Origin of the sequence: Paludibacterium purpuratum (genome assembly GCF_004363805.1) — a bacterium.
GTDB classification, from domain to species: Bacteria; Pseudomonadota; Gammaproteobacteria; order Burkholderiales; family Chromobacteriaceae; genus Paludibacterium; species Paludibacterium purpuratum.
The window spans coordinates 194,857-207,486 of the sequence record NZ_SNZP01000003.1 but is presented as its reverse complement, the minus strand read 5'-3'; the positions used below and the strand labels follow the sequence as shown (position 1 = coordinate 207,486).

Below are 12,630 nucleotides of genomic sequence, written 5' to 3'. Positions count from 1 at the left end.
TTCAGGGCTCCACCAATGACGGATGAATGGACTGCGTGCGTTCTGGTATGGCGTGTAGCCCGCACTGCAGCTGGGGTATCGTGAATCCGTGGCGCAGGAAGGCCGACTCGTAAGCAAGCAAGTTGGCCACTTCCAATTCGCCGATATTGTTCGGCAGCGAACTGTCGATACCTCGCAAGAGGCCTTCGGCCAGACACGACCAGGAAATGGCGCTGCCAAAGCCTTGGTCGTCGCTGAAGTCAAAAGGAAAGTGGGAGACGAAACCGATGCTGCCCGCATCCACCAGGCCGGCATCGCACGGCAAGATGTCGTTGGTGCGCTGGAAGCGTGCCCAGGCGGCGTCCCGATCCCAGCAATAGGGCTGGCTATCGTCGATCAGCAGCGTACCGGGGGCCACCTTATCGACATCGAGGATATACGGGGTGCTGACCGCGCTGATGATTACGTTGGCCTGCCGATAACAAAGGCTGTCGTCGCCGAGCGTGGTGCGCTTGTCGAGCAGCTCGACATCGACGGCAATCCCGAGCCGTTCCCGCAACTGGCCGGCGATATCGTTGAGCCGGGTTTCCTGCTGTCGCGTGTCGATCAGGATGACGCGCGCCGGCTTGACCCGATGAGCGGAGTGACAGAGCAATTTGGCTACCCCGCCGCCGACGCTGCCGACGCCGACGATCGCCAACACCACCTCGTCGCCGGATCTGCCGATCTCGGCCAGGGCCTTGTTGTACTGCTGCACGATCGATACCGCGGTCAAGGCATGCCCGGTGGTCACTTGCATCCCGAGGCTGTCCGCCCGCGCAATCAGCCGACGGCCATATTGCGACAATGCGCCCGTGAGTCCCCCCAAGCAGACGAAACGGCCATGCATTTGCGCGATCGCGTCCAGCGCGTCGTATTCGAGCATATGCCGGCAAGCGGCGCGTTTGCGTGGGTCCAGGATGTCAGCGGCCAGCAGAGGCAAAAACAAGATACCGACATTGATCTTGTCGGTCTGGATCATTTCGCCCCAGACCGGCTTCAGATGCGGCATCAGCTCGACGATCTCCTCGCGCCGCAGCCGTTCGGCCCAAGGAAACATGCGTGCCAGATCCTGCTCATCGCGCGGATGAGTCAACAGCACGACATCCAGCCCCGCGCCCCCCTCCTTCGCCTTGCCTTCCCGCAGCCATAACGCTTGTGCGTCGGGACCGAAAAAAGGGCGAGTCGGGCCGTTTTCGATCAAATTTAGAATTTCAGCTTCAGTTGTCATTATTCCCCCTGAGCGGGTAAGGTTGCAGGCCATTTAACGATGACATTCGAGTACGACAGTCACGGATACGCCACGCCTTAGGTCACGCCAGCGCCGCTAATGGCAGCGATTCCAAGTAGCTTTCCATGGCTTTGACGAAATGAGTCGGCTTCTCGATCATCGGCGAATGGCCGCAGTGCTCGATCACTTCAATGGTTAAGTGGCGATTGATAGCTTGCAGATCCGGCACGTCGCCGAGGGGCGTGACTTTGTCCTGCGCCCCCCAAACGAGGAGGCTGGGCGAGGCAATGCGCTGCAGCAAAGGCGCCATGTCGACCTTGTTCGCCGTCTTCATGTATTGCGCGATATTGAGCAGCGAGCGCCGGCTTTTGAAATGCGATAGGCATTCGGTCATTTGTGCCTGCGTAACGCAGGACGCGTCGACAAAGAGCAGGTCGGCCACACGCTGAGCGTCGAGCAGGGAAAACACCCGCTTGGCGGTCAGCCCCAGATCCGAGGTTTTACCGAAGCCAGGCGCGCCGCTGGCGATGCATCCCGCAATGGGAATGTTTTGGTCCGACTGAATTTTCAGTGCCAAAAAACCGCCGAGCGAATTACCGCAGACCACCGCATGAGAGAAACCGGAAGAGACAATGATTCGCTCCACTTCTCGTTGCAAATACTCCAGCGGATCTCCAGCCGGCACCATTTCGGCAAAGGCGGCATCGATGGCGATGCCCGAATAGCCAGCGGCGGATAACGCCGTTTGAACCTTGTTCCATATCCAGCTGCCGGCGAACAATCCAGGTAAAAGAAAAATGCCAAGTTCGGTTCCCGAACCGAAACGATGGTAGTTCATCACTTTGTCAAACCTTCTTAATATATGCCATATAAATATACTACTCATATCGCATACAACTTCGTCAATCTGACTAGAAACTTAATATGGAAATAAATTTTTCTTTGTTGTATTTAAATCACGATGGCATAAATGAGGCCAGGTCTTGACCGCTCGCCAAGTCGATAGTCGAATCGGTTGAAGGAAGCACTGGATTGAGAAAGCAGGCCGACAGCGCGATAGCGGCTTGAGCGTATCGGTGTCGCAGTGGATGTGATCAACGACAAAGCCGGCCAGGTGTTACCTGGCCGGCGCGACCTCGCCCATGCTCAGGCGCAGGTGACATTCAGGCTGGCAATGACGCTAGACGGTTTACCGTTCGCTTGGGGCACGACGTCCGAGGTGCCTCGGAATGCCACGATGGACTGGCCGGTCGGCGCCGTGAAGGCGAACGCCGTCTTGGCCGTGACGCCGTGCATGCTGCCGTACGGCCCGAAGGTCAGTCCCTTGCGGGTCTTCACCGTCAGTTGCACGACCACGTTCCAGCCGTACCAAGTGCCGGTGTAGCCGGAAACCTCCACGAGAGCATCGTCCGACGCGAGTTCTATTTCGGACTGGCGGCCGCCGTCGCCGCCGTGCTGCGGCAGTTGATAAGGCAGCGATATACCGGAAAACGAGCCGGTATTGGTGGCCTGGATCGCGTCCAGCACATCGCCGCTACGAATCGTCAGCTGCGTGATCGGCGGGTTGCCGGCTGCGCCGACGATGGGGGCATCGTCGAAGCTCGGGATCGACTCGGCGTACACCAGCTGATGCAATAGCATCTGTTGCGCTTGCTCGAACTGGTAATCGCCGGAATTGAGACGCCATTGCGTCACGATGTTATAGCCACCGCTCAGCATCCCGTCATGCGCCTGCTGTGCGCACTGGTACGGCGCAAGATCGCTGCCATCGATGCTCTCGAACTTGGCGCCGTAAGCCAGCAGCTTGTCGTTGATACCGATTTTTAGGTACTCGCGCTTATTGATGAAACCGCTGTACAGCTGCAGGTTGACGAAATCGCAGCTACCGTTGACCGCTTCCGCATCGATGTACTGCAGATTGGGTGCGAAGTTGGCCGGCGACAGGGTCAGGTAGTAGTAACGGTCCTTGGCTGTATCGAAGGCATGGCGGATCGCCGTGAACAGCATGCCGAACTGTTGCCGGGTCAGCGAACTATCCAGCTCCGCCTCCCAATCCACATCGAAGCCATCCAGATCATGTTGCTGCAGATACGTCAGCAGGTTTTTGCCGAAAGCCGCGGTGCTCGCCGGCCAACTGCTTTGCGGGCCGGAAAAGATACCGTTAAGTTCGTTGGCGCCATAACCCAGGGTGGCCAAGATCTTGATTTCCGGGTTGGTTTTGCGCGCATCGCGCACCACCCATTTCAGGTAGTCGGCATTAGTGCCACCGCCGGGATGCTGTTTGTCGATGTTGCCGATCACGATGCTATAGCTGCCATCGGCAAGCGTGACCGTGTTGAAAAAGCAAATATTCAGCATGTCGGTCGCGCGATAAACATCGTAACGAATCAAGGTCTGATAACAGCTATCCGGACTGTTATAACCCGTCTGAGCCGGCTCATCTTCATCGAGATAGATCCAGGCATTGACGCTTTTAGCTGGGGTATTGGGTGTAGACATGGCGGCTCCGTGGCAAACGGGAAAAGACAAGGCGCGAGGTGTGGCGGCACGATTGGCCGCCGGCCCCGCGCCACGGACTTAGTTGCAGGCAGCGATCATCGCCTGGCCGGCAGCGGTGCAACCGTTGCCATTGCTGGAGGCGTTGATCAGATTACCGCCGTCATCGACAGTGATGCTGTAGTTGCAGCCTGCGCCACCGCCGGAACCCCACGGGCTGGAGGAGCTCACCCAGCGGCAGGTCTTGCCGGCCACCTTGAATACGATGGGCGCATTGGGCGTGAAGGCCATGCTGATGGTGGATGAGGGCGCGCCGGACGGCGAAACAAAAGCCGCTTGGCTGACAATGTTCACGGTATCGGCGTGGGCAACGGCGGCCAGGCCCAGAGCGGCCAAAGAAAACATCAATCGTTTCATCATGAATCTCCAAGAATGATCAAAGCAATGTGTTTATGCGAACTTAAAGTTGCTTTTTCTACGACTTGCCAATGGTCATGAAGTCTTGTCTGGCGTCCCTCCTTGGTAGCGAATGTCTACGGCAAAGCATATGCCTTGGACTGATTGGCATATGTCAATAAATTATTTACAACGAAAAATTAGGACAATGAATTAATGAATTCAAGAACGCTTGAAAGCATTGCCGACGAAAGTCCGGCTAGCGCAATGACGGCGGCAAGCGGCAGGATGTGGGAAGTGGAGAGCCAAGCGAGGCGTGGCGCGGTTTTGCAAGAAATGTTGGCGACCAGGCCAATGTGGTTCTAGATAGCGTCGGACGTCATAACAACTGACCGAACTGTCAGGCTATTTCTACCGGTACACGAAATAATCGGCGCCAAGGCGAAAGAGCCTCCGGGGAGCAGTCATCTATTATGTTTCGCTATCCCCGAATACCCGGGTATCCGGAGTGCGCCGTAGCGATTCGAACACGGCGGGCTCCCACGGACGCAAGGCCAGCAATAGGCTGGTGCCGTGACGGATATTGGCTGGGCAAACGACGTCATCCTCATGGAGTTCGGCGAACTCCTGCAGCAATCGGTGGAGTCGTTGTTGAAATCGTATATTGGCGGTAGGACTCAACATGGCGTGCTGAAAACGCAAGAACTCGCCCGGCTGGTTAAAATCGGCATTGAGGAAGTCCGTTTGCGCACGCTCGCGGAAAAACTGGTGAATGGGGCCGCCAGGTCGCCAAGCGAAATCGCGGGCAATCCTCAGCTTCACACGATTCTCCGGCATGAGCTTGATCAGCCCCAACTGATCGAGCTGTAAGAGATGAATGATGCACTCGGCCTCGCTCAGCCGATAGGTCTCCACGATCTGGGCCAGTGTCCAATGATTCAACACACACACCGCAACCAACACGCGACATGGGTCGCCGACTAATTCCGCCTCCTGCGCTTCGCTTAACTGGCTGACGCCGGCCTGCGCATCTTCTGCGGCCTGAACCAGCTCCGACAGCTCCAACTGAATCAAATCGCAGATGGCCTCCAAGGTGTGCAAACTGAAACTTTGCTGCGAGAACTGCCGTTTCACGCTGGCCTCGCTCAACTTTAGATGCGTGGCGACTTGGGCATAGGTCACACCGCGAGCCTTGAGTAAACGCTTGAGGGTTGTGATCAGTTGATGTGTCTGCGACATGGTTTAGTATCGTTTTTCAATACCAATTGGCTCGAACCGTGCATGATAAGACAAAAAGATTCTACCGTAATGTAAAAAAAGGCAGAGTACGCCCTAATTCAACAACGAGGGAGCGCCATGTTTCCCAACCGATACCGCACCCCGAACATGCTGCCGATCGTCGCTCTATGCCTTTCCACTACGGCGATAGGTCAAGTCATGAACCAGGTCGAGCACACCAGTGCCCGCGAATTGGCCTCGCAACTGCAAGTCGGCGATGCCGTCTTTATCCGGGTTTCGGCCTTGCCATTTCAAAAAGTCGCCAGCGCCACTCAAAGCTGGACCAACCATGTGGGGGTGGTGATCGATATCTCGGGACGTGAGCCGATCATCGGGGAAAGTACTTTTCCGCTCTCCAAAACGACACCCTTATCGCACTTTCTCGAGCGCTCGGAGGGTGGCCGGATTGAGGTCAGCCGATTGAACACACCACTCACGCCGCAACAAAAAATAGCGGTGATGCGAGCGGCGCAAAAGCGCTTGGGTATTTTCTACGACACCGGTTTCGATTTGCATTCCAAGCAGCAATTCTGCTCGCGTTACGTTCGAGAGGTATTAGACGAGGCGACCGGCACGCAGGTGGGGCAAGTCGAAACGTTCTCGACCTTGCTCGCCCGGAATCCCAAGACGGATCTGACATTTTGGCGTGTCTGGTATTTGGGAAATATTCCTTGGCAACGTGAAACCGTCACCCCCGCGAGCTTGCTGCAAAGCTCGAAACTGCATCGTGTCTTTGACGGCTATGCGAGCGTCGATGCCGCCGCTCAAGGAAATCGACGAGTCAGCTGGAAGGCATGAGTCCTGGGCGGCACGACATTGCAGCCCACCGATGCTACCGAGATTGCAAAGCAGAGGGGCTGGGGATAACGACTTGGAACCGCTAGCAAAATACCTTTATTAAGACACAGCGCCGACATCGCCGCCGGCGACAGCCGATCCGGCCGGCTGACCTTGATGCCCCACGATCGACAGGGTTTCTCTAAGGACGCGCCCCAGCGTTTCCACCGCTTCGATATTGGCCTCGTCGTGGGCAAAGAGACGCAGAGATAGCGAGGGCAGTGCCGGCAGACCGACGCAACGCGGCAGATCCGGCGGGCAGAGTCCTTCGGCCAGCACGGTGACCGCCAGGCCGGCACGCACCACGGCGATGTTAGGCAAGATCCCCTCGGCGATCATCGCCGCGTCCCAGGCGATACCGGCGTTATCCAGCGCGTTGGTCGCGGCGTGCCGCATGCCGCAGCCTTCCGCATGGAGGGCCAGCGGCACGGTTCCGCCACGCCATTCGCCCAGCCAGCACAAAGGCAACGGCAATAGCTCGGTACCGCCCCGGGCGTGTGAGGGTTTGATCCCCACGACGACATCGTAGCGAAACCCGAGCTGCGGCAGTAACTCGCGCGTCGAAGCCGAGTGAATGTCGAGTCGAAGTTGCGGCACCTCGGCACGCAGGCGCTGCAATACCTCTGCCAGCACAAAACCGGCCAGATCCTCCACGATACCGACACGTAAGGTCTGTTGTACGGCCAGACCATGTACGGTACGTCTGGCTTCCTCCGCCAGATCGACCATGCGCTGGGCGTATTCGACAAAGCGCTCCCCCGCCGCGGTCAAGCGGATGGCGCGGCTAGTCCGGATCAACAATGGGCCGCCCAGCAAATTTTCCAGCCGCTGTATCTGCTGGCTCACCGCCGACTGAGTCCGGCCGATCTGCTCGGCGGCACCGATGAAACTACCCTGGCGGATAACGGCGAGGAAGGTCTTGAGAAGATCGGCATCCATCAATCAGAAACCCTTATTCTTTACTTAACTATTATTCGTTTAACTAATTCAACCATACACGCTACGCTAGCGCCAATACATTTTTCCCAAAAACGGGAGGGAAAAAAAATGCGCTATCGCATTGCAATAGGCGGCGCGACAGGTAACGTCGGTACAGAAATGCTGGCTATTTTGGCGGCACGCGCTTTCCCGGCCGCACAGGTCGTAGCGCTGGCATCGGCACGTTCGGTCGGACAGACGGTGAACTATGGTGATACCCGTTTGGTGGTAGGCAACTTGGCCACGCACGATTTCAGCCAGACGGATATCCTCTTTCTCTCCACGGGCGGGGAGAATTCACGCAAGGTCTCGCCTTTGGCTGCCGCCGCGGGCTGCGTCGTGATCGACAACAGTTCGGCCTTCAGGCTGCATGCCGAAGTACCGCTGGTAGTGCCGGAGGTCAATGCCCCTGATCTGGCACACTGGCGCGCCCGGTGCATTTTGCCGGTCGCCAACTGTTCGACGATCCAGTTGGCGGTTGCTCTGGCGCCGCTGCATCGGGAAGCCACCATCCGTCGTGTCGTCGTTGCAACTTATCAATCCGTCTCCGGCGGCGGCAAGCGCCAGATTGCGCGGTTAAGGCAAGAAATTGAACATGCCCGCGTGCAAGACTCGACGGTAAGCTGGCCGCCAGGCACCGTGGACGACAATACCGTTCCCTACGCCTTTAACGTCATTCCGCATATCGATACTTTTCTCGATGACGGGCGCACCCGGGAAGAATGGAAAATGGAACAGGAGCTGCACAAGATCCTGGATCCTTCGATCCGCCTGAGCGCAACCTGCGTGCGCGTGCCGGTCATGGTGGGGCACGCGGAGGCGGTCAATGTCGAGTTTGTGCGCGGGCTGGATGTGGAATCCGCTCGGCGTTGCCTCACGCACGCCCCCGGTATCGCTGTACTCGACAAGCCCGAACCGGGCGGCTACGCCACGCCACTAAGCAGCGCGGGCAAGGATGACGTCTATGTCTCCCGCTTGCGTCGAGATTCGACGGTGCCTCACGGTTTGAATTTTTGGGTCGTGGCCGACAACATCCGCAAAGGCGCCGCACTCAATGCGGTACAAATCGCCGAGACGCTGATCGCCCGCGCAGACTTCGGTGCCCATGTCGCCGCACGCAGAAACGGCGAGCTCGGCACGCCGGCAGACTCCCCATTATCCAATAGGAGTTTTTCTTGAAAGCCCTCACCTTCAGCACATTCGGCGAGCCCGACGTACTCGAATATATCGAAATCCCCGACCCGCGCCCCACGCCAGGCTGCGCCATCGTTCGCACCGAGGCGATCGGACTGAACTTTGCCGATATCTATCGCCGGCGCGGCAACTATCATCTGCAAGGCCAGCCGCCCTTCATTGCCGGTTACGAAGCGGCAGGCACCATCATCTCGTTCGAAGGCGCCTGCCCGTTCCCTATCGGCACCCGCGTGGTTTTTGCCGACGCGCCCTTCGCCAATGCCGAACAGGTTTCGGTGCCGTTCGACAAGCTCATTGCCTTGCCGGACGATATTTCGGCCGACATCGCGGCAGCCGCCGCGCTGCAGGGCCTCACCGCGCAATATCTGGTGTCGGATAGCCATAAGCTGCAAGCGGGGGAAACCGTACTGATCCATGCCGCAGCCGGCGGCGTGGGGCTGTTGCTGGTGCAGATGGCGAAACGACTGGGCGCAAAGGTGGTCGGCCTCACTTCCCGCGCAGACAAGATGCCGGCGGTGCGTGAAGCCGGTGCGGACGAGGTTCTGTTATACAACGTCGACTGGGCGCGACAGGCACAGGCACTGGGCCGAGACGGACAAGGGGTCGACGTGGTGTACGAATCGGTCGGCACCACCTTGCTAGACAGCCTGAGCGCCACCCGGATCGGTGGCCACGTCGTGTTCTACGGTATGGCGGCCGGCGACCCGCCGCACATCGACCCGCGCATGCTGATGGACGGCTCGAAAACACTGAGCGGTGGCGATCTATGGAACGTCCTGACCTCGGCCAGCGAACGCCGGCAACGTGCCGCGGTTTTATTCGACTGGATACGCCGCGGTGACGTGCGGGTCAATATCGCCAAACGCTTTGCGCTCGCCGACGGCGCGCAAGCTCATGCGTTTTTGGAAAGTCGTCGTTCCAGCGGCAAGGTTCTGTTAATACCTTGAACAAAACCCCTGCAGGCGTTTGGTCGCAGCTAGAAATGGTACGGCAGGCAAAAAAGACTAGCCTACCCATTTAAAAAATCGACATTTTATGCCTATAAAAACTGATTTCTGAGAATTTATGCCCAAACACCTATCACGCAGTAGATCAGGCAGAATAACTTTGCTACGCTGAAGTTAAAGGGGCGTAAAAAAAAGGGAGCACAATCATGGGACAACTCTGGCGTAGTTTCTGGATGGCACTTCAAGAGGCAGTACGGTTCTACTTCGCGCCTCGAATGGACAGCCACCAGTTGGTGAGGATCGAATATCGTCACGAAGACAGCTACCGGCGCAATAGCCGCCGACGCTTCTAGCTTGTCCAAGGCACGACACAAGCCGATGCAAAAGGCAGCCATTAGCGCTGCCTTTTGTATTTGTACGATCAACCTGTGAGACGTCACGACAACACCGCCCCATCGGATCCCGCCCTCCCCGGCAACGGAATGGCTTGATTCATATCATTCCACCCGCATAGCAAGACACTGATACTCTACTGAATCAAATCAACCATCGAGTCAGCCCTGACGATGCTCAAAGTTCGTCGCTTGCACATGCTGTTGCTGGGGGCGCTGGCGCTTGCCGCCATCCTGCTGCTCACTTTGCGGCAGCCCCAACTGTATGCCCAGGGCACTTATGTTTTCGGCACGCGGGTGCAGTTGTCGTTATACGGCCGGACGCTGGAGGAAGCACAGCAGGACACCAATGCGGTGTTCGCCCATTTCGTCGCCATGCAGGATAGGTTGCATGCCTGGAAGCCCTCGGAGTTGACCCGCTTGAACAGCAGCATTGCCGCCGGCAAGCCCTTCCATGCCAGCCCGCAATTGGCCGCTATCCTCAGCCATGCGCAGTCGCTGTCGACCGCCTCCTCGGGATTGTTCGATCCGGGCATCGGCAGCTTGATCAGGCTATGGGGATTTCAGGCGGATCAGTTTGGCGTCACGCCGCCGACACTTGGCCAGGTGCAACGGCTGATGCAACCGCAGCCGACGATCCAGGCATTGCATATTTCTCAATCCGGCTGGATTAGCAGCAGCCAGCGCAATATTGCCCTTGATTTGGGCGGCTATGCCAAGGGATGGGCGCTGGACGAGGCGGCGCGCATTTTGCGCGCACGGGGCGTCAAAAATGCGCTGATCGATGTCGGCGGCAATCTGCTGGCATTGGGCCGGAAAGGCGACCAGCCCTGGACGGTGGGCATACAAGACCCCAGACGCCCAGAACCGCTGGCGACCCTGGCATTGCAAGACGGCGAGGCAATCGGCACCAGCGGCGACTATCAGCGTTACTTCGTGGCCAACGGCAAACGCTACTGCCATATTCTCGACCCCAGGACGGGTTTGCCGGCGAGTCGATCGGAATCGGTCACCGTGCTCGTTCCACCGGGCCCGTATGCCGGCGCGCTTTCTGATGGGGCCAGCAAGCCCGCGTTTATCGCCGGCTCGGCGCACGCGCTATGGCTTAGCCGGAAACTGGGCGTGAGCGCCATGTTGATGGTCGATCAGGCTGGCCGCGTCTGGGTTTCGCCTGCCATGTTGAAACGAATCAGTCTCCGGCGCGGCGAAGCACCGCCCGCCATCCTGGGCGAGTGAGCAAGTCGATGAATGCGAGCAAACACCGCGCACCCGGCATCGAAGTGTGTCAGCTTCAGTATCGGCTCAAAGCAAAGACCATTTTGCAGTCGCTGTCCTTTCGGCTCCATCCAGGCACGATCACCGCCTTGATCGGCAAAAACGGCGCGGGTAAAAGCAGCCTGTTGTCGCTGCTGTCCACCCTGGCGCTCCCTGCCGCGGGCAGCATCACACTGGCGGGGATCGATGCTATCCGCGCCCCACGCAAAGCACGCGAACAGATTGGCGTCGTCTTCCAAACGGCGGCGCTCGAACCCTCCTTGAGCGTGGCAGAAAATCTCTATGCCATGGCCTACATGCAGGGGCTGCGCGGTGTACGGATCGCAGAGCGCTTGGCCGAGCTGATGGCCGAACTGGAGATCGAGCCGCTCGGCAAACGGCGAGTCAAAACCCTGTCGGGCGGCGAGACGCGCAAGGTGGAGCTGGCCCGTGCCTTGATTCACGAACCGCCCATCCTCTTGCTGGACGAGCCGACCCAGGGGCTCGACCCGATTGCGCGCCATCATTTCTGGAACACCTTGCAGCGATTGGCGGGCAAAGGCCATACCATTTTGCTGGCCACGCACCACACCGATGAAGCCATGCGCGCATCGCAAGTCATGCTGCTCGATCAAGGGAAAATGCGGTGCCTGGCGCCGTGGGACGAACTGGTCAAAACCTTGCCGCCGGTTCGCTCCCGGCTCCCCGCGCTATCCGGCACAACGCAAGATGCCGATCGGCACTCCTTGCACACGGTTTTGGCATTGGGCGAGATGCTGACAACGCCGGAGACATCTTCATGAGCTGCCTATGCATCGTCCGAATGGATATCTTGCGGTTCTTGCAATCGCCGTGGCGCATTGTCCTGACCTTGGTGCAGCCGCTGCTCTATCTATTTATCTTCGGTGCCGCCCTGCAAAGCGGCACTTACGCGGAGATGGCGGGTTACCAGTCCTATTTGTACCCCGGCATTCTCTGCATGATCATCATGTTCAGCGCGGTATCCGCGGCCATCTCGCTGGTTCACGACCGGGAGGCGGGGTTCTTGCGCGCGCTGCTGGTCAGTCGTGCATCGCGTTGGGAAATCGCATTGGGCAAGATCATGTCGGGCACTGCGCAAGCCTTGCTGCAAAGCCTATTGGTGCTGCCTTTCGGCCCCTTGCTCGGCGTGGGGATCACCCCGCCGACGTTGATGATGCTGCTCATCGAGATGCTGCTGATTGCCATGACTTTTTCGGCCATCGGCTTGATGGTGGCGTTACCGTTTCGATCCGTCCTGGTCTTTCCGGTGATGAGCAACCTCGTGCTATTGCCGATGTTTTTTTTGTCCGGCGCGCTCTACCCGATCGATCTTGCCCCACGCTGGGTGGGCGCACTGGCCAAGCTCGATCCGGCGACCTATGCGGTCGATCTGCTGCGTGGACGATTATGTTCGATTTACTTACAGCCCGCCTTGACCTCCAGCCTGATTCTGACGGCAGGCCTGACTGTCGCTTCGCTGGTCGTGATAACCGGTTTTTACCGGGCGGGCAACCGGTAACCCTTCTCTAGAGGGGCTCCTACCGGTGTCCTGGCAACGACGAACGACTATCGTCCTTAAAAGCTTGAT

Annotated in this window: 13 protein-coding genes; 7 read left to right on the top strand and 6 right to left on the bottom strand. The window is 58.3% G+C overall.

Annotated features, from left to right (window positions below; genetic code table 11):
* Position 1: 1 nt before the first annotated feature.
* From DFP86_RS05005 to DFP86_RS04985, 5 genes are all read right to left on the bottom strand, one after another.
* Complete coding sequence (locus DFP86_RS05005; protein ID WP_133678915.1) at positions 2 to 1,249, bottom strand: hypothetical protein; 1,248 nt, start codon at positions 1,247 to 1,249, stop codon at positions 2 to 4.
* A gap of 82 nt (positions 1,250 to 1,331) precedes the next feature.
* Positions 1,332 to 2,087 (bottom strand): alpha/beta fold hydrolase, encoded by a 756-nt coding sequence (locus tag DFP86_RS05000; protein WP_166642158.1) that lies wholly within the window; start codon positions 2,085 to 2,087, stop codon positions 1,332 to 1,334.
* Between the two features lie 308 nt (positions 2,088 to 2,395).
* Positions 2,396 to 3,748 (bottom strand): jacalin-like lectin, encoded by a 1,353-nt coding sequence (locus DFP86_RS04995; RefSeq protein WP_133678913.1) that lies wholly within the window; start codon positions 3,746 to 3,748, stop codon positions 2,396 to 2,398.
* A gap of 78 nt (positions 3,749 to 3,826) precedes the next feature.
* Positions 3,827 to 4,165: a hypothetical protein gene (locus tag DFP86_RS04990; RefSeq protein WP_133678912.1), complete on the bottom strand. Its 339-nt coding sequence runs from the start codon at positions 4,163 to 4,165 to the stop codon at positions 3,827 to 3,829.
* A gap of 447 nt (positions 4,166 to 4,612) precedes the next feature.
* The gene (locus DFP86_RS04985) at positions 4,613 to 5,380 is read right to left on the bottom strand and encodes a helix-turn-helix domain-containing protein (RefSeq protein ID WP_133678911.1); all 768 of its coding nucleotides are present in this window, start codon (positions 5,378 to 5,380) and stop codon (positions 4,613 to 4,615) included.
* 117 nt (positions 5,381 to 5,497) lie between these two features.
* Between DFP86_RS04985 and DFP86_RS04980 the strand changes: the two genes are divergently transcribed.
* Entirely contained in the window at positions 5,498 to 6,217 is a 720-nt protein-coding gene (locus DFP86_RS04980) for a YebB family permuted papain-like enzyme (protein ID WP_208108231.1), read from the top strand.
* Positions 6,218 to 6,316: 99 nt separating this feature from the next.
* On the opposite strand, the gene DFP86_RS04975 is transcribed toward DFP86_RS04980, so the two are convergent.
* Positions 6,317 to 7,195 (bottom strand): LysR family transcriptional regulator, encoded by an 879-nt coding sequence (locus tag DFP86_RS04975; RefSeq protein WP_133678909.1) that lies wholly within the window; start codon positions 7,193 to 7,195, stop codon positions 6,317 to 6,319.
* Positions 7,196 to 7,303: 108 nt separating this feature from the next.
* On the opposite strand from DFP86_RS04975, the gene DFP86_RS04970 reads away from it, so the two are divergent.
* From DFP86_RS04970 to DFP86_RS04950, 6 genes are all read left to right on the top strand, one after another.
* Entirely contained in the window at positions 7,304 to 8,413 is a 1,110-nt protein-coding gene (locus DFP86_RS04970; RefSeq protein WP_133678908.1) for an aspartate-semialdehyde dehydrogenase, read from the top strand.
* The gene (locus DFP86_RS04965; protein ID WP_133678907.1) at positions 8,410 to 9,375 is read left to right on the top strand and encodes a quinone oxidoreductase family protein; all 966 of its coding nucleotides are present in this window, start codon (positions 8,410 to 8,412) and stop codon (positions 9,373 to 9,375) included. The genes DFP86_RS04970 and DFP86_RS04965 overlap by 4 nt, the downstream gene beginning before the upstream one ends.
* Before the next feature lie 206 nt (positions 9,376 to 9,581).
* Positions 9,582 to 9,728, top strand: a complete 147-nt coding sequence (locus tag DFP86_RS19250; RefSeq protein WP_166642157.1) for a hypothetical protein — start codon at positions 9,582 to 9,584, stop codon at positions 9,726 to 9,728.
* A gap of 213 nt (positions 9,729 to 9,941) precedes the next feature.
* Complete coding sequence (locus DFP86_RS04960; protein WP_133678906.1) at positions 9,942 to 11,003, top strand: FAD:protein FMN transferase; 1,062 nt, start codon at positions 9,942 to 9,944, stop codon at positions 11,001 to 11,003.
* An 8-nt stretch (positions 11,004 to 11,011) separates the two neighbouring features.
* Positions 11,012 to 11,824, top strand: a complete 813-nt coding sequence (locus DFP86_RS04955) for an ABC transporter ATP-binding protein (RefSeq protein WP_133678905.1) — start codon at positions 11,012 to 11,014, stop codon at positions 11,822 to 11,824.
* Between the two features lie 20 nt (positions 11,825 to 11,844).
* Positions 11,845 to 12,561: an ABC transporter permease gene (locus DFP86_RS04950; protein ID WP_208108230.1), complete on the top strand. Its 717-nt coding sequence runs from the start codon at positions 11,845 to 11,847 to the stop codon at positions 12,559 to 12,561.
* The last annotated feature ends 69 nt before the right edge of the window (positions 12,562 to 12,630 follow it).

Coding starts and splice junctions, on each gene's coding strand:
- DFP86_RS04995 (WP_133678913.1), bottom strand. CDS start 3,748: ATGTCTACACCCAATACCCCAGCTAAAAGCGTCAATGCCTGGATCTAT.
- DFP86_RS04955 (WP_133678905.1), top strand. CDS start 11,012: ATGAATGCGAGCAAACACCGCGCACCCGGCATCGAAGTGTGTCAGCTT.
- DFP86_RS04985 (WP_133678911.1), bottom strand. CDS start 5,380: ATGTCGCAGACACATCAACTGATCACAACCCTCAAGCGTTTACTCAAG.
- DFP86_RS05000 (WP_166642158.1), bottom strand. CDS start 2,087: ATGAACTACCATCGTTTCGGTTCGGGAACCGAACTTGGCATTTTTCTT.
- DFP86_RS04975 (WP_133678909.1), bottom strand. CDS start 7,195: ATGGATGCCGATCTTCTCAAGACCTTCCTCGCCGTTATCCGCCAGGGT.
- DFP86_RS19250 (WP_166642157.1), top strand. CDS start 9,582: ATGGGACAACTCTGGCGTAGTTTCTGGATGGCACTTCAAGAGGCAGTA.
- DFP86_RS04990 (WP_133678912.1), bottom strand. CDS start 4,165: ATGATGAAACGATTGATGTTTTCTTTGGCCGCTCTGGGCCTGGCCGCC.
- DFP86_RS04980 (WP_208108231.1), top strand. CDS start 5,498: ATGTTTCCCAACCGATACCGCACCCCGAACATGCTGCCGATCGTCGCT.
- DFP86_RS04970 (WP_133678908.1), top strand. CDS start 7,304: ATGCGCTATCGCATTGCAATAGGCGGCGCGACAGGTAACGTCGGTACA.
- DFP86_RS05005 (WP_133678915.1), bottom strand. CDS start 1,249: ATGACAACTGAAGCTGAAATTCTAAATTTGATCGAAAACGGCCCGACT.
- DFP86_RS04950 (WP_208108230.1), top strand. CDS start 11,845: ATGGATATCTTGCGGTTCTTGCAATCGCCGTGGCGCATTGTCCTGACC.
- DFP86_RS04960 (WP_133678906.1), top strand. CDS start 9,942: ATGCTCAAAGTTCGTCGCTTGCACATGCTGTTGCTGGGGGCGCTGGCG.